Origin of the sequence: Chryseobacterium sp. (genome assembly GCF_022869225.1) — a bacterium.
In the GTDB taxonomy this organism is placed as follows: Bacteria; Bacteroidota; Bacteroidia; order Flavobacteriales; family Weeksellaceae; genus Chryseobacterium.
Window position 1 is genome coordinate 497,997 of sequence record NZ_JALIHL010000001.1, and the last position, 23,273, is coordinate 521,269.

Here is a 23,273-nt window from a genome sequence, read left to right on the forward strand (position 1 = left end):
TTTACGGCAATAGTTTTTCTTTGCTTCACAATAACTTTGCTGGACAATAAATTATACCGCTTCAACTTCCTCAAACCGTAATATGTTTCAAGAAATGGAGTATAAAAAATGAGTCTTATGTACAAGTATAGAACGGAAAAAGTAAATTACCTGAGTGAGCAAGTGAAAATCACCGCATTGCAGTACATTCCAGAAAAAGACGGAAAATGTCCTGCAATTATAATGGCGCATGGCTTTGGGCTTACTAAAGAAGCGTACATTGATAAGTTTGCAGAAAAATTTGCCGAAAACGGTTTTGTTGTCATTCTTTTTGATTACCAGAATTTGGGCGAAAGTGATGGCTATCCACGGCAGGAGGTCAATCCATTTTCTCAGATTGATGATTACAAAAACAGCATTACATATGCCTGCACGCTAGATAAAGTTGATAAGGATAAAATAGGGATCTGGGGAACAAGCTTCTCCGGTGGGCACGTCATCGTGACTGGGGCAACAGATAAACGAGTCAAGTGTATCGTATCACAGGTCCCTACGATTAGTGGTTTCCGTTCAGCACAGAGAAGAATGTCCATGGAAGATGAGCCAGCTTATTGGGATAGTGTTGCGCAAGATAGGCTGAATCGTCTTCGGGGTGAAGAACCTATGATGAGAAAACTTGTAGGCGAAAAGAACGAAAATCCGCTTTATCCGACAGCTGACGCCTTAGAGTATTATATGGGTGCGTTTCCATTGTCTCCAACTTTCCGCAACGAAGTAACGCTTCGGACTACTGAATATAGTCGCATGTACGAACCAAGTATTTACCTGTCTCGTATCAGCTCCCCTATCCTTTTTATCGTTGCGCTACATGATATTGTGACACCTACAGACCTTTGCTTAGATGCCTATGAGAAAGCCTTACAGCCCAAAGAACTGGTCACCATTCCCGACGGACACTTCTCCCCTTACATCCAGCACTTTGATATCGCTTCAAAATCGGCAGTTGATTGGTTCCTAAAATTCCTTTAGGATTTTTAGGTCAGTAATATACTTTTATAGAATACGGACTGTTAAATGTTCTGAGTATCATCATAACTGATCCGCCACCTAAAAGCGCGAAGGTCAATGGATATTTAGAGTTGAAAATCTTTTCAAGGCATAAAATTATCGCTAAGTAACAATGCATAAAGATTCCCCTCTACAAATAGAAGAAACTGATAAACAGCAGTTTAAAACAGACTCTAAGCTTTATTGTCCATTTTTTTATTAAGTACATTTAAAATTCGATCAATATCTGCAAGAAATTGGTTCGAAGATAATCCTGTCAAGTTCACCAAAAGCCAAATGGCGCCACTTTGGAATGTTTAAATTAATGTATTGGATTGGTTACCTCATCTGAAACCCATTCAGGGTTCCCAGTAATTTTCTCATGGAGCGATTGAAACACAACAAATAAAGCGGGAATAGCTAATACTCCGATAAGTATCCCTATCAGCATACCGCCTATGGCAGCTGTTCCGATAGATTTATTACTCAAAGCACCGGCACCGGAGGCTAACATCAAAGGCAATAACCCAAAGATAAAAGCAAAAGATGTCATCAGGATCGGTCTTAGCCGAGCACGAGCCCCTTCTATAGCAGCTTCTTTTATAGATTGTCCCTGCAGCCTTCGCTGAAGAGCAAATTCAATAATTAGAATAGCATTCTTCGCCAAAAGGCCAATCAACATAATCAAACTAATCTGTAAAAAGATATTATTATCTATACCGAAGAGCTGAGCAAAAATAAAGGCACCGGCTAAGCCAATGGGCAATGAAAATAATACGACCAGTGGAAGTATAAAACTCTTAAACTGTGCACTTAACAAGAAATACACAAATACAATTGACATGATAAAGATAATAACGGTCTGATTACCACTTGTGCTTTCTTCTCTTGAAAGTCCTGAGTATTCAAATCCATAGCCTTTTGGGAGCGTTGCCGCCACCTCTTCAATCGCCTTAATGGCGTCTCCTGAACTGTATCCTGCATGGGGAGCTCCACTAACCATAGCTGAATTAAACAAATTAAACCGGGTTTAAAATTCAGGACCATACACTTTCTTTAGATTAATAAAAGCAGTAATAGGCGTCATGGTGCCTTCACTGTTTTTTACATACAGTCCATTGACTGCTTCTTTATTTTCTCTAAAATCAGGAGCCGCCTGAATGACTACTTTATATTGCTTTCCAAATCGGTTAAAATTAGTGGCATAGATCCCTCCTAAATACCCTTGTAAAGTAGTCAGGATCTCCGTTACACCTACACCAGATTCTTTAGCTTTAACCACGTTTACCGAAACTTCATATTGTGGAAAGTTGGTATTAAATGATGTTGTTGCAAACATAATTTCAGGACGTTGATTCAATTCTTTTATGAATTTCCCCATCACGTCTTCAAATTTCTTGTAGTCACCCCCTGTCTTATCTTGCATCTGCAATTCAAAACCTGAATTATTTCTAAAACCCTGCAAAGTGGGAGCAGCAAAAAACACAATATTGGCCCCTTTGATATGAGCTGTTTTTTTAAAGAGTTCCTGAACAATACTCTGCGAGTCTTCTCCCTCATCCTTACGCTCATCCCAATGTTTTAACTTGACATATTGAGCAGCATAAGAACTCCCTTTCCCACTAAAGAAATCACCTCCGACCCAGCGGGCTCTCATTCCTAGTTTTGGGATCGTTGCTGTTATACTATCAATTTGATTGGCTATACGAACCGTTTCCTGTAAAGAAGTAGAAGGAGGCATAATCACATTTCCATAAATAAACCCACTATCTTCATTGGGAACAAATCCTAAATACTTGTCAAAATTTGAACAATTGAGCTTATTTTAATTTTAATAATAAAGCAATCAATGTTTGAGCTCTGATGCATACATTTTTCCATTATTCATATTTGGAAACGACAAATGCCTAACTCCCGCTCTCCTAAGTCTCCCGACTTCAAAGCAAGTTTAAAGGAAATGATCCTATTTACCAGCTCAAAGTCTTGCAACTTTCCACATCAGAAATTAAAACAAAAAATCCCAGCTTTCGTTGGGAATTTTTTTAAGCAAAAGAATATCTAATCCTGTATTCTTATGAGGTTTTACATTATTTTTTTACCAGCTCCACTCTACGGTTTTGCGCCTTACCTTCTTCCGAACTATTATCCGCAATTGGGTTTTTGCTGCCGAAGCCCTCTGCTGAAAGTCTTGATTGATCTATACCTGAAGTGGTTATGGCATTCAATACTGCTGTAGCACGATCTTTTGACAGCTGGAGATTATAGGCATCATTTCCGCTATTATCTGTATATCCGTTAATAGCCAATTTTAGATGGCTGTCGTTTTTCAGGACTTTTGTTATTTCATCTACGGCTGTTTTGCCATCGGGTTTTAAGCTCGCTTTGTCCGTATCAAAATTAATATGCAATACTGCCTTGCCTGTGGCATCTAACGCTTTTTTTATTTCATCAGATTTTATTATCGAAATCGTTTGTTTAAACGGCGATTTCTGTACAATTTGTATTTCTCCGGTCGCCGTATTTCCGGATACCTGAATATAAATATCATCGCCATTGGTCCTTCTTATGACATACACTTTTACGGGTTCATTCCAATAATCTATAGAGCCTTCTTCTCCAAAGTATTTGGCTTCCGGTTGTATTCTGTCAAGCTCCTGCTGAGAAACTTTACCCTCAAATATTTTTACACCGCCCAATTTTGTAATAGCGTCATCATAGCTTTTCAAAAAATACGTCAACGACCAATCTTCTTTATTACTTTTCTCGTTTACGACATACGTTTTCCATACTTTTCCTTCTATTGGTGTCATTACGCCGTTAAGCGGAACAAACAGCATATCATAGCTTCTTTGTACCGGTTTGTTTTGGAATTCCAATCCTTTGGGAAAACTGAAAAAGGGAAAATCACCCACTTCAGCGGTGGAAACCGGTACGGAATTGATATCAAATTGAGTTGTTCCTCCCGAAGATTTTTCTGTAGCTGTAGTATCTTCTATTGTGACAGTATCCTGTGAAGCATCTGTTTTTTGTTCAGCCTTTTTGTTACAAGCAGCCAGCAAAGCACCTATTGATAGAATAATCAGCGTTTTTTTCATGTTAATAAATTTAGTTTTTTGGTCTATAAAATTCTTTTAAATAATGAGAGATAAACCAGCACAAATCCTTTTTCATCAAAATTGTCCGGTATATTTTTATACTGTACTATTTTTTGCGACACTAACTTACAAATAAAATGCGAATGTAAAACCTTCAGCTTTAATGAAATCAATTGAAAATCATCTATTTCTTAGCAGAGTATATTTCCTTTCCTTATTCTAAGGACCACCCTGTAAATCTGTGGAGTCAATATTAGTATCAACATAATAACCAGTACCCCGACAAGCATTAAATCATAATAATCCCGGGTAGCACGAGCCAATATCTGCTGGCCTACCAGTTTATTAAAGTGCACTTCTGAAACTCCTTTTGCAGTATCGATATCGCTGCCTGCATTGATATATTTGTTTTGAATATCCAGTAAGGTAACAGGCAGCTGCGGGTTAGTTCCGGTTAATGTTTCCCGAATCTTCTCCCTGACTGCAGATTTTGAAAATAATTGAATTTCGTTATTAAGAGCCATACTGGCCGTAAAACCAGTGAACCGTGCAAATATTCCGATAAGTGACGCATGTATTGCAATCTCTGGCGGTGCTGCAGAGCTGGTGAATGAAACAATCGGAACAAATAAAACGCCAGTTGCAACGCCATAGATAAACATAGGCAGAATAAAGTCAGTTGTTTCGCCCTGTACAGAAACAAAAAGTATCATATAGGCATAATACAAAGCCATCATACCAAAACCTGCTATTATAATCCGTATCAGGTTAAACCCCATCAAAACAAACCGGGAGGTAACAAACATACTCAGTATGGTTCCAACAATTACGGCAATCCATATCGGAATAGTACTGAGGGGATGATTGCCTAAAATGACTTCAAGATAGCCATAAGCAAGCCCGGTACTTCCTTTGAAAATGTAAAACGAAAAAAGCAAGAGCAGGCCGATGACAAAATTCTTACCCTTGAAAATCTGCAGGTTGATCAACGGCCGTTTAAGCTTCGATTCTCTAATCACAAATAGCATAAGGATGCCAACATTGCCCAGACTGAGAAAAACGGTTAACGGACTGTCAAACCAGCCCAGTTGCCTTCCGTAGATCAGGAGGTATCCTGATATCAAAATAAAACAGATATAAAACAGATATCCCAACCAATCTACCTGATAAAGCGGTATCTTTTTTGTAAATCTTGCCTTGCTGTTCATCGTCAGCCACACTGTCAATATCAGAATGAGGAGCATAATACTGTACCCATAAAACAGCCAATTGAAGTCATAAAAATGAAGCATTACACTGGAACAGATGGAATAAAACGGAACGGAAATCTGTATACTTCCATACAAAAGGCTATACCCGATCACCCGGGCACGTACAGACCCCAACCGTGGAAAAGTAAGTTGCAGGACAATGCCCGACATCAATGCACAGGTAATCCCCTGCACAAACTGGCAAATGACAAAAACAGTCCAATCTTTTGAATAAAAACAGACAACGGAGCATGCCGCATTGGTGGCAAGTGCCATTATCAGATATTTCCTCGGCGCAAAATACTTTACCATGCGAAAGTCCAGCGCCAAAAAAGCTACAGTTGATCCGTAGATAACGGCCATACCATACTGAACATCGGCAGGCTGCACGCCGTAAAAGCCCATTACCGTAACGGGACTGCTGTAAATGGTGAAAGCAAACAGAGAGGTCATCAGGATGGCAAATATCACGGATCTTGCCGTCCATTCGGATACCCATGGTCTGAAAACCGGAATTTGATGTGCCTGCATGGTTAATCTTTTAAAATATATACATTGGCGTTCATACCTGCAGAAAGCTTGTTTAATTTTTCAGGTCTGTCGGTAAGCCTGATCCGGACGGGAATACGTTGAATAATTTTAACAAAATTACCCGTAGCATTATCTGGCGGAAGCAGCGAATAACGTGAACCTGTAGTTGGAGATAGGGATTCTATGGCTCCGCTGAATTTTTCGTTTGGAAAAGCATCTACATCTATGAATGCGGATTGTCCTGGCCTGAAATTACCGATCTGTGTTTCCTTGAAGTTCGCCATCACCCATTTTTCTTCAGTTTTGTTCACCAGAAATGCCAGGGTTTGCCCCGGCTGTATCAACTGCCCTTCCTGAATGGTCTTCTTACCAATCTGTCCGTCAAAAGGTGCGGTGATTACAGTATATTTAACATCCAGTTCCTGCCGTTCGAGCAGCGCTTCCTTGATTTTTATTTCTGCCGCTATCGCATTACGCTGTGCTCTAAGATCATTGAGTTTGGATTCGGCGACCTGTAGGGAAGCTTTTGCCTGATCATAATCAGATTGTGTGATGGTCAAAGACGTACTGACATTCTCAAACTTTTGTGGTGTGGTAGATTCATCAGCCAATAGATTTTTATAACGGTCGAATTCTCTTTGCTGCTGATTCAGTTTCGCTTTTGCACCGGACAGCTGTGCTTTTATGACTTCGATACTCTTTATTTGTGTTTCTTCGTTAGCAGCCAAAATAGGCAACCTGGCATGCGAACTCATCAGTTCTGCTGATGCGGCATTTCTTTTCAGTCCGTATTCGTCAAGCCCGATAGCCACAAGTGTATCTCCTTTTTGAACCTGCTGATTGTCTCTGAAATAAATTTTGCTGATATAGCCGCCTACTTTTGCATTGACAGGCGACAGATACGCATCTATCTGCGCATCATTGGTTTGTTCATAACGGTATCCTTTTAAGAAGTATACTGCCCCCCAAATGATGATTCCTGTAAATAAGGCGATGCCAAACCATTGGGTCATATTTACAATTATTCTATCTGCTCTATTTTTATTCATATTTTTTGTATTAAAGAATTCCTGTGATTGCCAGCAGCCGGATATGACTGAGCTTGAAATCTGCTTGTGCGCTTGTCAGGTTAAATTTTGCTTCCAGCAAAGCGTTTTCTGCTTCCAAAAGATCAGTCAGAAGTGATTCCTGATTGAGATAACTGTTCCTGATGACCCGAACGGCTTCGGAAGTTTCAGTGATATTTTTTTCTGCCGTTTCTACACTTTCCAAAGCCTGTTGCTGTTGTAAATAAGCTTCCTTTACCTGAATTGAAATTTCATCCTTTTTAATATCCGCTTTTTCTTTGGCCTGATTATTTACGACCTGGGCACGTGCAATGGAATGCCTGCCTTTGTATACATTATCAATAGAAAACTGCACCTTGATTCCTGTCTGTCCAAATGCCCATAAATCATTTGAATAAGGATAAAATGAGATCTGCGGATACGTATAATTGTAATAGGAGTACAAGGAAACTTTAGGCAAAAGCGCAGCCTTACTTTGCTTGATATTCATCTCACTCAATTTCATGTCGCTATTGGCTATTTTATAGGCTGGCGATTGGTTGAGTGCAACAGCTACATAATCATGGTAGTCAGAATCTGTGATAGCTTCCGTTTCAAAACCGCCCCGATAGTTAATCTCGATTTTCGCTTCGTTATCACGGCCCATCAGGATATTGAGACGTTGTGTGACAATGTCGATTTTCTTCTCAATATCCGAAAGGCTTAATTCCAATTCTGACAATTTCACTGAGGTTCTCAGCACATCACTCTTTAGCACCACACCGTTTTTACGTAAGCTTTCAATGAGAGATACCTGTTTTTTCTCAGCAGCAATTTCTGCAGCAATAAAATCACGAAAGTTCAGAAATTTATACAGATCGAAATAGGCAATAGCAACATTGTATTTTACGGTATGCTTTTGCAGATCGGCTGCGTAATGGCTGCGTGTCTCCTCTTCCTTTTTCATGCGGATGTTTCTTCTGTCTTTACCTCCGTTGAAGAGGTTAAAATTTAAGTTGTATCCTGCTCCATAGCCATACCCTTTTACAGGTACATCTTGCGGAGACGAGAATAATCCATGATCATATATGAGAAACCGGGAATTGAGTTTTACATCTCCACCTATGGAAAGTTCCGGCAGCAGACGGTCTTTGGCTTCAAGTACTTCTAAACTACTCTGCTGAAGATTTAACTCCGCAACTCTGAGCTGGCGGTTATTCGCTTCTGCAATCTTCCATATTTCTTCCAAACTCAATGTCTGGGTCGTTTCTGCATCCTGGGCATGAAGAGTCTGTGCGAGCAGCAGCAGGCCCCAAAAAATTGAAATTGATTTATATCGTTTCATGGATTTTCTTCTTATGGGTGATTTTACATTCTCTTTTCTTTAGAAACCCGTTTTTTATCCTCTTTCTTAATTCATCAAAGACAAAGGTTAAATCCATCATGGGCACGAAAGGATAAGAATAAGCAAACCGGTAGATATTCAGTGTGTCATTGCTTCTGCCGAATGGGATACTGCATGATCACAAGGTTTCTCCTCTACCACACACGCAACGCCTTTATCAGGATTTGAGATTTTCTGTTTCATAATGATTCTATTACTTTTTACATAACAAAAGTATGTATACCGGTAAGTCATCTTTTTATATAATTAGCCTATTATTTGTTATATTTGGCCATATGGAAATTCTTAAGCAACTTATCAATAGTGTTGACCAGCATCCTGACTCCATCCTGGTGGTAAGACAGCAGACCGAACAGCGTCTGCCTTCACATCAGCATGATAAGGCTCAGTTACTATTGGTTTTTGGAGGAATTGCTTACCTGCAAACAGACGAAAAGGATTTGTATATTCCGTCCAATCATTATATCTGGATCCCGAAAAATTATCCTCATAACCTGATGTTCAACACGCAGGATCTGCATATCATCAACATTTATTTTCCAGGAGAAATCTCAGGTGACTTTTATAATGAATTGGGCATCTATCCGGTGAGCAAGCTCTTAGCTGAAATGCTGTCTTTCAGTGAAAAATGGCACAGTGACTATTTCAAAGGATCATGGGAATTTGAGTTTTTAACAACACTGGGAAAGGTACTGTCTAAAGAAAACCTCAAAAAGTTTTCGATTCAACTTCCAACTACTGACGATCAGCGGCTCCAGGCTATAGCCGGTCAGTTAAAAAATCAACTGAACGAAAACCTGACCTTAGAACAGACGGCTTCGGAATGGGGTATAAGTGTAAGAAGTCTGACAAGATTATTTCAGACAAAACTTCACATCACCTTTATTCAGTATGTAAAAATGTTGAGGATCATCCGGGCTATGGAATTGATCAAAGATACCGACCTGAACATGACGGAGATTGCCTATGAAGTCGGGTATTCGAATATCTCTGCATTCAGTAATAATTTTCACCAGCTGACAAATATGAGGCCTACCGAATTTAAGGCGATGTCTTCGTAATACATTAATGAGGCATCAATACATTTATGCGCAAAAACAATGACTGCCTAATTTGGAATAATATTGACCATAAAAGCTGCAGCTTTGCGGAAGGTCTTGTCCATTTACATTCCGGTTACAATAAGTGATCACGGATATCATCCGTCTTTAGGTCCTCAACAAAAATTATATTATTTTTTTTCTTTAACTCGTTTTTCAAAAAAACATTTTTGAAAAGGATAAAATCATCGACTATAAAAAGTTAGTACTGAAAGCAAAAAGTGATAGAGAGGATAAGGTGAATATTTATTACAATGATAAACACGTCGGGAGGCTGTCTCAACGGTCAAAAAATCAGACCTTTGTCATTCTGAGACCATCAAAACGCTTCTAAAAATCAAACACTTAATATTCTTCACTGCATTCCATTTCGTTCAGAATGAAATTTTACAGAGCCTCTCTTTTTCATACCAATAAAAAGCTGTATACCAGACTTTTACAGCCTGCATATTTATCGTTTTATTTTTTAATTTGGATTTTTTCTTCTTATCACAATATTTCTTAGGTCAGAAATCATATCCGGAAGATATTTATCAATGTTAGAAGTCTTTAAATGATTAAATTAGCACGGAATTAAAATGCGCTGAGATTCTATGAAAAATATATTCTGTGTATTGCTTATTTCAATGGTACAGCCTGTACTGGCACAAACTCAATTAGAAAAAGCAATTACCAATCTTGAGAATAATTATGAACAAGAGAAAGTATACTTGCTTACCGACAAATCACAATATGCAGCCGGTGACAAAATCTGGTTTAAAACCTTTGTATTTGATGGGTATAATCGGTCTGCATTGTCTACTACTCTATTTGTTGAATTGTACAATTCTGATAAAAAATTAATAGACTGGAAAACGATACTTCTGACCAATGGTGAAGGCAGCGGAGATTTTAAGCTGAAAGAAGAGCTGCCTGAACACATTTATTTTGTAAGAGCTTATACCCCTTACATGACCAATTTTAATGAAGATTTTCAGATTGTTAAAACTATTCCGGTTTACAATCCTGACTCCACTGAATCATTAGTGATTTCTAAAAGTTCTGATTGGTCTGCAAAAGCCTTTCCGGAAGGGGGAACTTTCATTAACGGCATACCTACGAAATTTGCCGTAAGATTATCAGGCAATACTTCTTTGCCGGAAAGCTGGACCGGAAAAATAATAGACACCCAAAACCCGAATGTTCCTATAACGACATTTAAATCTTTTGATAAAAATGTGGCCTCTTTTACAATCACTCCAGCTTTAGGAAAAAAATACCAGGCTATCATTCAGGATAATACAGGGAAAAGTCAAACAACAGATCTGCCGCAAGTTGCAGGCAGCGGTCTCCATTTAGAAGTTTACAGCTCTAAAGAAGGGATTAAATATACCTTAAAAGGCGTTAACTTAAAACAACAGCTTCAGAATTATAAAATTGTAGGAACCATCAATAACCACCTTGCTTACAAAGCAAATATTAACCACTTAACCAATGAAGCTTCAAGCCTTATTCCTACAAAAATCAGCAATGGAGCTAACGGTATTTTACAGCTAGCCATTTTTGATGAGCAGGACAATCTGGCTGCACAAAGGCTCTGCTTTATAAAACCCGGTAATTTAAAGATTGAGAAAGCAGAAATTATAGGTCAGGACTTAAAACAGACTCCAAGATCTTTCAATAGCATTGACCTTTCCCCGGAGTCCTATTTTAAAAATTATACTGTTTTGGTAAGTGAGGATGGCGGCACTCACGATCCGGAGGAAGAAAATATACTGAGCGCACTTTGGTTAACAGGAGATTTTACTACAAAAATAGACCGTCCGGCGCAATATTTTTCTAAAAATGCCAATACGGAAGCTTTGGACGCTCTGCTTATGTCTGAAAACTGGAAAAGATTCGACTGGAATTCCGTACTCAGCGGATCTGCACCAGCTCTTACCGCTTCTCCAAAATATCTTTCTTACCGGGTAAAACCTATTAAAAACAATGCCCTGCTGATCAACACGAATGTAAATCTGGTATTGAAATTAGGCAAAAATGAACCCGTTATCAATCAATTTAAAACGGATCAGAACGGATATATTTATTTAAATAATCTTAACTATGATGAACCTCTGGATGTTTCATTATTTGTGAATTCAGAAAATAATAAAGAGTCCAATGCGGGTAATGTATTCGTCACCATAGAACCACTGGTCACTCCCACCGAATTTAAAGGCAGTTTCCCGGGTACAAAATATAAACTGGTAAAGGCCGGTGAAAATAAAACCCTTTCTCCAACAATTTCCAGGGCGATCAACACTCAAAAAAATATTAAAAAAACAGAGGGTAATGATATACAAATTCAAGAAGTAGAATTAGTAGGAAAAAAGAAAGATCCAAAAGAAGAATTAGACAAACAACTGTCCAGCGGAATGTTTACTTCCATTAATGCTACCGTATTTGACTTCGTCAATGAAGATCAGCATGCCTCCGGATCCAATAACATATTGGACTGGCTGCAAGGAAGAGTGGCCGGTTTAACATTTCAAAGAAATAATTCAGGGGTCAACGTGCCTTACATCCGCAACCAGCAGGCTAAGCTCTATTTAAATGAAATGCTTACTGATCCATCGATGATTGCAGACCTTCCCATAAGCAATATTGCGATGGTAAAAATTCTTAAAGGATCAGGATTAATAGGTGATGCGGTAGTAGTGTATACGATGAAAGGCAATATGAAATCTAAAAATAATGAAAAAGAAGCGCAAAAGAACAACTCATCTACCATAAAAGGCTATGATAAACCTTCTGAATTTCCTATTGAAATGTTAGATGATGATTCTCCGGCGAAAATTGAAAATGATACCCGGGAAACACTCTACTGGAATCCTAATTTATTTGACAGTGACTATGTTCCTCCGAGGATTAAGTTTTTTAATAATGACAGTGCAAAGCAATATAAAGTATTGATCATCAGTTTTGATGAAGATGACAATCTTCTCTATGAGAATGAAATTTTTAAATAACAGGATAGTTTTGAAGCTGGAAACCGGAAGTAGGATGTTATAAAGGTCATAAAAAATAGGTATTTGTCTTTTTTAAAATATAGTAATTTAATTTTATAGTGACTGTAACTAATTATAACTCAAAACAACTTCCATCCTCCCTCTTCCAGCTTCCCTCACTTCATCCCTGTTTTTATCTTTTTAAAGTAATTTAATACTAACCATCAGTCATTATAACGAAAAGCAACTTCCATCCTCCTTCTTCCAGCTTCCCTCACTTCATCCCTGTTTTTATCTTTTTTTTAAAGTAATTTAATACTAACCATCAGTCATTATAACGAAAAGCAACTTCCATCCTCCTTCTTCCAGCTTCCCTCACTTCATCCCTGTTTTTATCTTTTTAAAGTAATTTAATACTAACCATCAGTCATTATAACGAAAAACAACTTCCATCCTCCTTCTTCCAGCTTCCCTCACTTCATCCCTGTTTTTATCTTTTTAAAGTAATTTAATACTGACCATTAGTCATTATAACTCAAAGCAACTTCCATCCTCCCTCTTCCAGCTTCCCGCCCTTTCATCACTGTTTTTATCTTTTTAAAGTAATTTAATACTAACCATCAGTCATTATAACGAAAAGCAACTTCCAGCCTCCTTCTTCCAGCTTCCCACCCTTTCTCCGTTTTCAAAAGACTACAATTAATCTAAAGGCCCGTAAGAAAAATAAATTATCTTTGTTACAGACCGAAATTTTATCAATCATGAAGTTAGAATTATATCAAATAGATGCCTTTACAGATGAGCTTTTCCATGGAAACCCTGCGTGTGTTGTTCCTTTAAAAAACTGGTTACCAGACGAGATTCTCTTAAAGATAGCCCGTGAAAATGCCGTAGCAGAAACGGCTTTCTTTATTGATAATGGCAATACGATTCATCTGAGATGGTTTACGCCTGAAATAGAGATGGACTTATGCGGGCATGCTACCCTTGCCACAGCTCATTGCTTAGTTTCCATCTTAAACTATCAGAATAACAGCATCGTTTTTGAAACCAAAAGCGGTGAATTAACCGTCGATATAAAAGACGGCTTTTATTATATGGATTTCCCGTCAAGAATGCCTGAAACATCTACTCTTCCTGATAATATAGCCAAGTCTCTCAACGTACAGCCAAGAGAAGTCTTCAAGTCAAGAGACTATGTTCTGGTATATGATTCTGAGGAAGATATAAAAAATATCAACATTGAAAGATCCATTTTTGATCGTATCAATCTGGATCCGGGAGGTGTTGTGGTGACAGCGGCAGGTACTGACAGTGATTTTGTCTCAAGATATTTTACCCCGCAGTCATCAATCCTTGAAGATCCTGTTACCGGCTCTGCGCACTGCTCGCTTATTCCGTTCTGGGCGTCAAGATTAGGAAAAGATAAGCTTTTTGCCCGCCAGCTGTCCGAAAGAGGCGGCCAGCTCTATTGTGAAAACAAAAATGAAAGAGTGATTGTGGCAGGTAAAGCCAGAACCTATTCTATGGGACATCTATGGATAGAATAACGTTATTTTGATCAGGCCGTATAGTCTGGCTATTTATAACGACGACGAGAAAGAGCTTTATCACTTTTAATTGGGCTCCAACGAACTTCATCTTCTGAAAAGGAGTCCGAAGATCATCCTTTCGGGTACTAAAAATGGCCAATATTCCAGAGATCTGCCGTTTTTATTGCCCGAATTTCAACTATATTCTTATTTTTTTTAAGCAAAGACAAATTTGCTTTTATCTTTTAAATAATTCAATCTGATAGTGGCCGCCAGCCATTATAACAAAAAGCAACTTCCAGCCTCCTTCTTCCAGCTTCCCGCCCTTTCATCTCTGTTTTTATCTCTTTAAGTAATTTAATACTGACCATTAGTCATTATAACGAAAAGCAACTTCCAGCCTCCTTCTTCCAGCTTCCCTCACTTCAATATCTGTTTTCATCTTTTAAAGTAATTTAATACTGATCATTAGTCATTATAACAAAAAGCAACTTCCAGCCTCTTCCAGCTTCCCTCCCTTCAATCTCTGTTTTTATCTCTTTAAGTAATTTAATACTAACCATTAGTCATAATAACGAAAAGCAACTTCCAGCCTCCCTCTTCCAGCTTCCCTCCCTTCATCCCTGTTTATCTTTTTAAGGTTATTTAATACTAACCATCAGTCATTACAACGAAAAGCAACTTCCAGCCTCCCTCTTCCAGCTTCCAACCCTTCAATCTCTGTTTTTATCTCTTTAAGTAATTTAATACTGAACGTTGGTCATTACAACGAAAAGCAACTTCCATCCTCCCTCTTCCAGCTTCCCTCCCTTCATCCCTGTTTTTATCTCTTTAAGTAATTTAATACTGACCATCAGTCATTATAACGAAAAGCAACTTCCAGCTTCCCTCCCTTCATCCCTGTTTTTATGTTTTTATGTTTTTAAGGTTATTTAATAGCAACCATCAGTCATTTTTTTTTTAACCTATGAATAAATAAATTCTGACGAGAGTTGGGATTTTTTGTTATCGTTAGATTCTCGAAGTGTCGAATAAATTTCTTGTTATGTATATGTTTAAAAATTTACACGATACTGAAGAAAAAGCAGATCAGCGGTGGATTGAATAACATATTTTCTTTTAAAAGCCAGATCTTTCAAAAGAAAATTCCAAATATTCCGTTTAATTCTTAAATTTGGCTCATGCGAAAGAATCTTTATTTCATCATTATATTATGTTCTCTTAGCAGTTGCTATACGTACCAGGTAAAAAAACAAGTGGATCCCGCGGCCGGCAATAAGCAGGATTCTAAAAAGAATGCAGCTCTTGTTAATACTACTGCTGCGCCAATGAAAAGTACCGCAGCTGAATCCCAAAGCCTGAACTCACAGCCAACGCCCGCTCCGATCAATATTCAGGAGAAACTTGCCCCTAATAAAAATGTTAAAATTGACGTTGAAGGCAAATCCTATAAAATAATCGTTGACCGATGGGAAAGCGACAGTCTGGTGGCACACCCGGTTCATAACCCAAAAAAAATTCTGAAATTCCATAAGAACCAGATCAATTCCGATAAAATTGCCGAAAAACGCTTTTCACAACCCATAGCTGATATTATTACGGTTGCTGCTTATACCGCAGTTGGTGTTGGAATATATCTTCTTGTCCGCTAGTTTTTACACTTTTCCAGTCATTACAAAGCGAATAATTATGATATCAAAATGGCTGAAGCATATAAGCGGTTTTCTAAATAAACAATCCCCACTTGAAGGTGGGGATCTTTGATAAAGCTATAATTTTTTATTTATTGCTTAGTAAGAACAATATCCTTTGGAAAGTTAATAGGAAAATCACCATTTTGATCTACATAGCTGTTATGAATACAGTCTTCTTTATAAATACTTGGCATATACTCAAAATGGAGTGTCATTTGATTTCCGGTGAAATTTGTAATATCTAAAGCAGCAGACTTTCCACACATATTTTTAGGAGAAAAGTATAATCTTTTCCAGTTTCCATTTCTCAAGCTTGAAAATATTCCGCTTATTTCAGCACCCTGCTCGTCGAAATGAGTAATCCTATCAATTTCTACAGTTCCGTTAGTTGCTACTACTTTTCTTTCTCCCATTATTAAATCACTATAATAAGGATGAGTTCCTCCAGGAACTGAAAAATAATATTTAACTTTTTTAAACTGGATATAAATAGTTTTACCATCCCAGGTTCCTTTCCATAAGCCAATGTACTTATCCAGTTCATTGTTCATATCCTTTAAATAAGCATTATTTGGAATTTCACTTGGGTCAGTATTAAGAGGGTATTCCTGAGCTTTGCAAGAAAATGAAAGTAATGTTACTATAATTAAAAATAAGTTCTTCATATTTTTTATTTTAATATTAAGGACAGTTTGTTTCTGTTAATTTTCCGTTCACAAGGCTTAGCTGGGTGTTTCCGTTTGCAGTATTTCTAAAAAGCTTTGCACCAGGCATATTCATATTTTCATTCATAAATTTAAGAAATCCTTTTTCTAATTTTTGTGAATCAAAACTTATATTACCACTTACATTACCAACACTTTTTGCAGCATCAAGTTGTTGCATATACATTCTGTTAAAATTATCAAATTCTTGTTGAGTAAAATTAGGGAAAGGAGTTGGAACGGAACCATCAAAAGTGAAAGAATAATTTCCCCAACTGCTGACTATTGTAAATACAATTTGATCAAGAGGAATTTTAGGGAAATTTGCTGGATTACTGTTATAATTTTGTGCCCAATTAATCCACTGGTTAAAAAACAAGATGTCCCCCGGTGAAAATATAGGATATAACTGATCATAATGAGAGTGCATGATGACAACAGTATTAGGAAATATAGTTAAGCTAACCTCCTTAGTTCCTGGTCTATTTTGTAACATCTGGTTTTGTACGCTTCCAGCAGAGGTACCTATTCTAAAACCACTTTCGAACCCTTCGCCCGTTTTCCCTTCCAATGTTTTTATATTTCCTTTAAATGTTGGAGTGTCAGTCATTGTCTTTAATCTTAAACAAGGGTTTGCAGGGGTGTACCTCCACCACCTCCGCTACCTCCAGCATCAGGATTGCTTAAACAATCTTCATATGGAGAACATCCCCCGGGAGGAACCCATCCTCCGCCTGGAGGCAAAGATCCACCACCTCCTCCGGGAACAGTAATGATGACTTCTCCCGTATCACATGGAGAACCTTCGGAACTGCATGGACCTCCATTTCCTCTCTGTAATGGGTTATTTTTCTTTATATTTTTAAAATATTCATTCCTGAAAAGTTGTTTTATTTCATTATAATGTTCTGCTTCGGAAGACATTTTGAGATACTCAACCTGAGTTTTATTGTTTTTTAAAACCGCTATGATGATTCCGTCTACCTGCCCATTCCTAATTAAAGGAAACAAAGTATATATTTCCTTATTTTTGGTAGTAACATCTTGAGACCTGATATTAAGATCAACATATTCTTCACTCATCTTTGATGAATTTTTCAATGCACTTTTTAATGCTTTAGCAGTATGCTGAACTTTATTAATTTCATCATACCGTTCCAGTAATGTTTTGAAACCGTTCCCATAATTGATTTTTTCTTCTTGTTGAGCTGAAAATACCCTGAATTTATCGCTGTATTTTTCATCTTTACTGTTAAGTAAGTCATCTTCAGAGCGACAGGAATATAATAGGAGACAAAGACCTAATGCAAGCCATACTAATAAATTTTTCTTCATATAATAATGTCTTAGGAGAATTAATAATAAAAATCAATCCTATTTTTCGTTATAAATATATAATATATTTTTTAATCACTATGAAGGGAATTTTAATTTACTAAAACTTTCTTATAATATAGAATACATACAAAGTTAAAAAGGCTTTTTATATTCAAAAAAATCTTTTATCTGCTTCAATCACTTTTCAACGTAACCCACCGATCTCCAATCTCCTGACTTTGAGATCTTATTTCAATCCAACAAAAACAATAATTGAAAAACCTTACTTGGCAAATTTACACCCTTCAAATATTACAAAAATTCTCCTCTCCCACTTTTCATGTCGTTGAAGAGATTCGAACACTCGATAGATTATAACAAAAATCGGCTTTAATGCGGGTTTCCTTGTTTATATCAACAATTAGTGATATTTTTGAAGTAAATTTAAAACTAATACTCATGTCAAGATATATTGTAAATTTTGTACTATTAAATTCAGATGATAAAGACTATGATAATTTGGAAAAAAATATTAAGGATGTAATTAATAATGAATACATTAAAGATTACATGAAAACAGAAGATGATTTTTTTTCAAAAATTATAAAAGATTCTGTAGAAGCTAAATACTATATGCTACCCAAGTCCATATTTCATATTGAAAATGATGATATAAACATACAGACAATTAGAGAAATAGCATATAAAGCATCATTAAAAACTGTAAATGAGCCTAATAATATCAACATCATTATAAGTGAGTATAACTGTGTACTTAATGCTGGTTTAGATACCATACAAATAGAAAGTAAATAATCATAATTCACACTCCTTTCTGAAGTTTACCGAATTTTTAGGTTGTATTTCAGGCAAGCAATAACAAAACAAAAGCATCATTACAACAATGATGCTTTTTATATCTTAAAAACGTTCTATATTTTCCCGCTATTCATACTTAGAAAAATCCACCGCAAAAATACAACGGTTGACCTGGCTGCCATTCTGAGCTCCGGCATTGGGTTCATATTCTGTGAGGCTCCATAGATAGCCGTATTGGGATTCGTAGTAGAGGGATTCTGCTCCGTATGGCCATCGGTAGCGTACGGTATCATCGGCTCCATCGGTATACCGTGCCAGTCTTGCATTGGAACCGTAAGAGTTGCTTGGAGATCCGGTACAGGAAAGCCATGTCCTGTTCCCTTTTCTGAATATGCCCTGGATGCCGTGGGCATGGTTATCGGCAAAAAGGCTGTTTTTGGGCGCTACGGCAACAATCCCTGAATTTTGAAGCATTCCATTGGCATCTACAGGAAAGCCAAAGACCTGAGGGACAATGGAAGTATCGGCACTCCCTGCGTAGTATTGTCCGGTCCAGAGCTGAGTCCCTTCATCATTGACCTGTATGGTGGAAAAAGGGCTGGCATTATTGATCTTTTGATACCCTGTCTGAGGCAGTATATACCGATAGTTGAAGGCGAATAAATTACCGTTGGCATCTTTACCGCATTTGTCGTTGGCAGTGTCCCCTGTACTGACTTCAATTATTTTATCCAGATCGAATACCCGGACGCCCAGATTCGTACTGCTGAGATAAATTTTTCCTTTAAAATAGGCAATCCCGCCGGCATGTACTTTCAGTGGAGCGTAAGAGCCATATTGGGTATAGGTGGTGGTACCGGCAGGAATATCAGGCTGTACCAGCAGGATATGCCGATACGTTAGATAAGTGGGTGAACTTGGACTGATGTCGATCAGGGTAATGCGCGAACCTTTATATTCGGCATCATCTTTCGCATACCAGCTTACCAGCAGGTAACGGACGCCATCCCTGGTAAATCCTGCAATGCCCTGTGGCCGCCAGATGGAAGTCGTTTCATCATCCGTGTTCCAGCGGATCCCTCTTACCCTGTTTTCTTCCGGGATATTGAATCCGTAGACTTCGGTGTAAGCATTTCCGCCAACCGCCTGCCGGTTTTTATTAATCTGGGATGGGTTTAAAAAGCTAAAGCCTGAACTGATATACGTACTGGTGTCTACATAAGCATTGACACTGACCTCTGCAGCTGCTCTACCGGCATTGGGTTTTGAAGGAAGCTCTTCCTCCATTGAAACGGAAGCCATTTCACTATTCTGGCATCCGATGCCCGCTACCGCAAGCATGAGCATCCATCCAAGTATTTGTTTTTGAATCATAGTAAGTTTTTAGTGGTGTAATAAGGTATAATACGTCTTACAATAAATTGCGTACGAAACTGGCGGATTCCGTTTTCATTGGGATGATCTCAGCATTAAATTTGTATTAAATTTTATGATTCCGGCACTAGCACAAAAGACCTTATTCTAAACACTTTAGTTCACTTAAGAAAGTTTAAAATGGTACGGTATAAGTAAGTTCACTTCAGCAGAAAATCAAAGATTTTCATAAAACTTTAGTGTACTTCTTAAGCACAAAGCTTGGGACTTACAATTACTTAAGTGTTTATTCTTTTGTGACTTTTGTGGTAAAGCAAAAAAAGGAATCTGAATCTGGTATATCTTTAAAAACACCTTAGTTCACTTTAGAAAGTTTAAAATGGTATAAGTAAGTTCACTTTAGAAGAAAATCAAAGATTTTCATAAAACACTTCTTAGCACAAAAGAAAATCAAATTCTTTTGTGACTTTTGTTCATAAAACTGGTATATTTTTAAAACACTGGGTTTGACATTTGTTTTTTGCACAATAAGCAGTTTAAACTTTCAATTCACTTAGGAATGTCAGACTTTTTTAAAGCAAGGCACAAGAAATCTTATATTAAACACTTTAGTCCACTTTAGAAGGTTTAAAATGATACGGTATAAGTAAGTTCACCTTAGAAGAAAATCAAAGATTTTCATAAAACTTTAGTGTACTTTTTAAGCCCAAAGATTTTCACTTCCAATCACTTAAGTGTTTATTCTTTTGTGACTTTTGTTTAAAGCAAACAAGGAATCTATGCCTGATATATCTTTAAACACTTTAGTCCACTTTAGAAAGTTTAAAACGGTATAAGTAAGTTCACCTTAAGTTCACTTTTTAGAAGAAAATCAAAGATTTTCATAAAACTTTAGTGTACTTTCTTAAGCCCAAAGCCTTAGAAGAAAATCAAAGATTTTTTTTTACTTCCAATCACTTAATTGTTTATTCTTTTGTGACTTTTGTGGTAAAGCAAGCAAGGAATCTGAATATGATATATCTTTAAAAACACTAGGTTTGACATGACTTTATTCTAAACACTTTAGTCCACTTTAGAAAGTTTAAAATGGTACGATATAAGTAAGTTCACTTCAGCAGAAAATCAAAGATTTTCATAAAACTTTAGTGTACTTTTTAAGCCCAAAGATTTTCACTTCCAATCACTTAAGTGTTTAAGCTTTTGTGACTTTTGTGGTAAAGCAAGCAAGGAATCTATGCCTGATATATCTTTAAACACTTTAGACCACTTAAGAAGGTTTAAAATGATACGGTATAAGTAAGTTCACCTTAGAAGAAAATCAAAGATTTTCATAAAACTTTAGTGTACTTTTTAAGCCCAAAGATTTTCACTTCCAATCACTTAAGTGTTTATTCTTTTGTGACTTTTGTGGTAAAGCAAACAAGGAATCAAAATCTGTTTTTTAGGGAATTAAGGGACAGCCCGACGTGTGAGGGCTAGTTGTCCGTCCTCATCCTTCAAAAATGAAATTTTCTGCCTGCTGATAAAATGGTTTGAATAAAGCTCTGCCAGGCAGCGTAAGCGTTTCTTTCGTTTATAGCATTAAAAACAAACAGCATCACTGAAATCAATGATGCTATTTTATTTTGACCGTAAATAATTCTGGTTAGTCTAGCTTCTGATTGTTTTTTAAGATAAAGTCCATCCATTGTTTGTTCAGATACGCAAGAGCCTGTTTTTTTTCATTTTCATTCATAGAAGCGTAGTTGATTGAATTAAAAACAAGTTTTTTCAGGGCTTTTATATCCAGTTCCCAATAGATAAAAGCTACCCAGAAATCGTAACTGAGACCTTCATAACCATACACTGACGGATCATCACTATTAATGGAACACTGTATCCCGTTACTTAACAAAACTCTAGCCGGGTGATTCCTTAGGTCACTCACATATCCTAAAATCTGATTGCTTATTGGGCTTACCTCCACCAATTTATTCTGTTTTTTGATCAGCTCTATTGTTTTGGGGAAATAAATCAGGTTTAAGCCGTGCCCAATCCTTTGGTTGTTCAATAATGAAATATCAAGGACATTTTTGTTAAAGACAGAATTACTTTCACCGGCATGAAGGAACAAAGGCATGTCTACTCCATATTTTTTCGTCAGCACACCCAATTTTGTCCAATTTTTCAGGAAAGAATAAATACTGTGTCCTGCAGCTTCATCTGCCACAAGATCAAAACCGGAAATCATATCCGGAAATTCTTTTTTAAGCTGAAAAGCTGTTTCAAGCTGCTTGTCAATACTTTCAGGATCTAAAAATTTAAAGCTTGAATAAATTAGTTTCAGGCTAAACTGCGGATCTGATTTGTGTATTTCTTTAACGACATCCTGCAGATCAGTGACCGAAGTCTTTAAAGGATATTTTTCATGTTGAAAATCGTAGAGCTCATCAAAGATAAATCTGATTTCCACGTGCTGCACTTTATCTTTCGCTAAATCCCTGAAGCCTTTTGCATAATATTCTTTAAAAAAAGGACGGTAAGGCAACAATAAGCTAATCCGTTTAAAACGCTTCTCAAATTCAATCCAATAATCTGTATACTTACAGAGGTTGTCTCGTTTCAGGATGAGAAGCTCCTGTAATTTCTTTTCAAAATTAGGGTCTGAATCCAGCTTTTTATTGAGGCTGACAAATCCTTTCGGAACTTTCCCGTTTTCAAAAAATGCCAGCTGCCCAAAAATAAACTGGTCATTATCTTGCTGATCATAAACATAACATTCCGGGTACCTTCTTGCCGCTGCAATTACCCATTTTACATCTGTTATCCCTCCGCTATGCGTGTGCAGCAAGCCTCCTTTGGGCATTGACTGAATGACCTGAAACAGTTTGCTGCTTTCAATGAATGGTTTTATTTCATTAAAGGAGCTATTATATAAAGCGATCTTTTGCTTTTCTGTTTCACTAAGGAACTGCTTTCGTAACTGAAATAGTTTTTTATCTAATGTAAGTTCAGCATCAGACAATTGGAGGTCAGCATCAAAAGCTAACGCTTCATTTTCCTGCTCTAATAATTTCCAGTTCTGCCGGTAGGTGGATTCGTCAACCGCTTTATGCTGGCACCCGAATAAAGGAAATCCAAAAAGCAGAACATAAGTAAAATATTTTCTCTTCATAATCATATTGAGTTCTCTTTTGATAAAATAATGTTCAAAAATATAATTAATTTTTCTGGTATCAGATAAGATAATGGACAAAACATCCTCATTCCGTCAAAACAGGATGCCTGAACATTTTATCTTCTGCGTTAAACACTCTCCTACGGCGAGAGGTAGTAAGCATAAGCTTCTTAACTTTACGGTTTGAAAGAACAGTTAATGAGGAGAATACAAAAACTGCCGGGAAATGGTCTCTGCAATTATAAAACAAGGAT

15 protein-coding genes and 1 pseudogene are annotated in these 23,273 nt (G+C 37.2%); 6 read left to right on the forward strand and 10 right to left on the reverse strand.

Features of this window, described 5'->3' with window-relative positions; all coding sequences use genetic code 11:
- Window positions 1–117: 117 nt before the first annotated feature.
- Window positions 118–1,008 (forward strand): alpha/beta hydrolase, encoded by an 891-nt coding sequence (locus tag MUW56_RS02450; RefSeq protein ID WP_292011693.1) that lies wholly within the window; start codon window positions 118–120, stop codon window positions 1,006–1,008.
- A gap of 340 nt (window positions 1,009–1,348) precedes the next feature.
- Here the strand turns inward: MUW56_RS02450 and MUW56_RS02455 are convergent.
- From MUW56_RS02455 to MUW56_RS02475, 5 genes and pseudogenes are all read right to left on the reverse strand, one after another.
- Window positions 1,349–2,803 (reverse strand): annotated as a pseudogene (locus MUW56_RS02455) (efflux RND transporter permease subunit); the annotation flags it as partial.
- A 310-nt stretch (window positions 2,804–3,113) separates the two neighbouring features.
- Window positions 3,114–4,121, reverse strand: coding sequence for an OmpA family protein (locus tag MUW56_RS02460; RefSeq protein WP_292011694.1), 1,008 nt, complete (start codon window positions 4,119–4,121; stop codon window positions 3,114–3,116).
- A gap of 191 nt (window positions 4,122–4,312) precedes the next feature.
- On the reverse strand, window positions 4,313–5,902 hold the full coding sequence (locus tag MUW56_RS02465) for an MFS transporter (protein WP_292011695.1): 1,590 nt from the start codon (window positions 5,900–5,902) through the stop codon (window positions 4,313–4,315).
- Between the two features lie 2 nt (window positions 5,903–5,904).
- Entirely contained in the window at window positions 5,905–6,951 is a 1,047-nt protein-coding gene (locus MUW56_RS02470; protein ID WP_292011696.1) for an HlyD family secretion protein, read from the reverse strand.
- A 10-nt stretch (window positions 6,952–6,961) separates the two neighbouring features.
- Window positions 6,962–8,293 carry a TolC family protein gene (locus MUW56_RS02475; RefSeq protein ID WP_292011697.1) on the reverse strand — a complete coding sequence of 444 codons (1,332 nt, stop codon included), beginning with the start codon at window positions 8,291–8,293 and terminating at the stop codon, window positions 6,962–6,964.
- Window positions 8,294–8,628: 335 nt separating this feature from the next.
- Between MUW56_RS02475 and MUW56_RS02480 the strand changes: the two genes are divergently transcribed.
- The 4 genes from MUW56_RS02480 to MUW56_RS02495 all read left to right on the forward strand — a co-directional run bounded on the left by MUW56_RS02480 (window position 8,629) and on the right by MUW56_RS02495 (window position 15,606).
- Window positions 8,629–9,414, forward strand: a complete 786-nt coding sequence (locus MUW56_RS02480; protein WP_292011698.1) for an AraC family transcriptional regulator — start codon at window positions 8,629–8,631, stop codon at window positions 9,412–9,414.
- A 632-nt stretch (window positions 9,415–10,046) separates the two neighbouring features.
- Complete coding sequence (locus MUW56_RS02485; RefSeq protein WP_292011699.1) at window positions 10,047–12,443, forward strand: hypothetical protein; 2,397 nt, start codon at window positions 10,047–10,049, stop codon at window positions 12,441–12,443.
- Window positions 12,444–13,183: 740 nt separating this feature from the next.
- Window positions 13,184–13,972, forward strand: coding sequence for a PhzF family phenazine biosynthesis protein (locus tag MUW56_RS02490; RefSeq protein ID WP_292011700.1), 789 nt, complete (start codon window positions 13,184–13,186; stop codon window positions 13,970–13,972).
- Window positions 13,973–15,135: 1,163 nt separating this feature from the next.
- Window positions 15,136–15,606 carry a hypothetical protein gene (locus tag MUW56_RS02495; RefSeq protein ID WP_292011701.1) on the forward strand — a complete coding sequence of 157 codons (471 nt, stop codon included), beginning with the start codon at window positions 15,136–15,138 and terminating at the stop codon, window positions 15,604–15,606.
- Window positions 15,607–15,737: 131 nt separating this feature from the next.
- Here the strand turns inward: MUW56_RS02495 and MUW56_RS02500 are convergent, their stop codons facing one another.
- Genes MUW56_RS02500 through MUW56_RS02510 form a run of 3 tightly spaced genes read right to left on the reverse strand, consistent with a single transcriptional unit; the run spans window position 15,738 to window position 17,687 of the window.
- Entirely contained in the window at window positions 15,738–16,313 is a 576-nt protein-coding gene (locus MUW56_RS02500; protein ID WP_292011702.1) for a DUF6705 family protein, read from the reverse strand.
- A gap of 16 nt (window positions 16,314–16,329) precedes the next feature.
- Window positions 16,330–16,962 (reverse strand): hypothetical protein, encoded by a 633-nt coding sequence (locus MUW56_RS02505; RefSeq protein WP_292011703.1) that lies wholly within the window; start codon window positions 16,960–16,962, stop codon window positions 16,330–16,332.
- Between the two features lie 11 nt (window positions 16,963–16,973).
- Window positions 16,974–17,687, reverse strand: a complete 714-nt coding sequence (locus MUW56_RS02510) for a hypothetical protein (RefSeq protein WP_292011704.1) — start codon at window positions 17,685–17,687, stop codon at window positions 16,974–16,976.
- Window positions 17,688–18,128: 441 nt separating this feature from the next.
- Here MUW56_RS02510 and MUW56_RS02515 point away from each other — a divergent pair, with 441 nt between their 5' ends.
- Window positions 18,129–18,485 (forward strand): hypothetical protein, encoded by a 357-nt coding sequence (locus MUW56_RS02515; protein ID WP_292011705.1) that lies wholly within the window; start codon window positions 18,129–18,131, stop codon window positions 18,483–18,485.
- 129 nt (window positions 18,486–18,614) lie between these two features.
- Here MUW56_RS02515 and MUW56_RS02520 read toward each other — a convergent pair whose 3' ends face one another.
- Together MUW56_RS02520 and MUW56_RS02525 are read right to left on the reverse strand one after the other, a co-directional pair.
- Window positions 18,615–19,862 carry a hypothetical protein gene (locus MUW56_RS02520; protein WP_292011706.1) on the reverse strand — a complete coding sequence of 416 codons (1,248 nt, stop codon included), beginning with the start codon at window positions 19,860–19,862 and terminating at the stop codon, window positions 18,615–18,617.
- 1,645 nt (window positions 19,863–21,507) lie between these two features.
- Window positions 21,508–23,016: an adenosine kinase gene (locus MUW56_RS02525; protein ID WP_292011707.1), complete on the reverse strand. Its 1,509-nt coding sequence runs from the start codon at window positions 23,014–23,016 to the stop codon at window positions 21,508–21,510.
- Window positions 23,017–23,273 lie beyond the last annotated feature (257 nt).

What these genes read in the sequence shown, in the direction of transcription:
- MUW56_RS02475 (WP_292011697.1), bottom strand. Translation starts at nt 8,293, where the DNA reads ATGAAACGATATAAATCAATTTCAATTTTTTGGGGCCTGCTGCTGCTC.
- MUW56_RS02480 (WP_292011698.1), top strand. Translation starts at nt 8,629, where the DNA reads ATGGAAATTCTTAAGCAACTTATCAATAGTGTTGACCAGCATCCTGAC.
- MUW56_RS02470 (WP_292011696.1), bottom strand. Translation starts at nt 6,951, where the DNA reads ATGAATAAAAATAGAGCAGATAGAATAATTGTAAATATGACCCAATGG.
- MUW56_RS02505 (WP_292011703.1), bottom strand. Translation starts at nt 16,962, where the DNA reads ATGACTGACACTCCAACATTTAAAGGAAATATAAAAACATTGGAAGGG.
- MUW56_RS02485 (WP_292011699.1), top strand. Translation starts at nt 10,047, where the DNA reads ATGAAAAATATATTCTGTGTATTGCTTATTTCAATGGTACAGCCTGTA.
- MUW56_RS02490 (WP_292011700.1), top strand. Translation starts at nt 13,184, where the DNA reads ATGAAGTTAGAATTATATCAAATAGATGCCTTTACAGATGAGCTTTTC.
- MUW56_RS02450 (WP_292011693.1), top strand. Translation starts at nt 118, where the DNA reads ATGTACAAGTATAGAACGGAAAAAGTAAATTACCTGAGTGAGCAAGTG.
- MUW56_RS02460 (WP_292011694.1), bottom strand. Translation starts at nt 4,121, where the DNA reads ATGAAAAAAACGCTGATTATTCTATCAATAGGTGCTTTGCTGGCTGCT.
- MUW56_RS02510 (WP_292011704.1), bottom strand. Translation starts at nt 17,687, where the DNA reads ATGAAGAAAAATTTATTAGTATGGCTTGCATTAGGTCTTTGTCTCCTA.
- MUW56_RS02515 (WP_292011705.1), top strand. Translation starts at nt 18,129, where the DNA reads ATGTCAAGATATATTGTAAATTTTGTACTATTAAATTCAGATGATAAA.
- MUW56_RS02500 (WP_292011702.1), bottom strand. Translation starts at nt 16,313, where the DNA reads ATGAAGAACTTATTTTTAATTATAGTAACATTACTTTCATTTTCTTGC.
- MUW56_RS02525 (WP_292011707.1), bottom strand. Translation starts at nt 23,016, where the DNA reads ATGAAGAGAAAATATTTTACTTATGTTCTGCTTTTTGGATTTCCTTTA.
- MUW56_RS02465 (WP_292011695.1), bottom strand. Translation starts at nt 5,902, where the DNA reads ATGCAGGCACATCAAATTCCGGTTTTCAGACCATGGGTATCCGAATGG.
- MUW56_RS02520 (WP_292011706.1), bottom strand. Translation starts at nt 19,862, where the DNA reads ATGATTCAAAAACAAATACTTGGATGGATGCTCATGCTTGCGGTAGCG.
- MUW56_RS02495 (WP_292011701.1), top strand. Translation starts at nt 15,136, where the DNA reads ATGCGAAAGAATCTTTATTTCATCATTATATTATGTTCTCTTAGCAGT.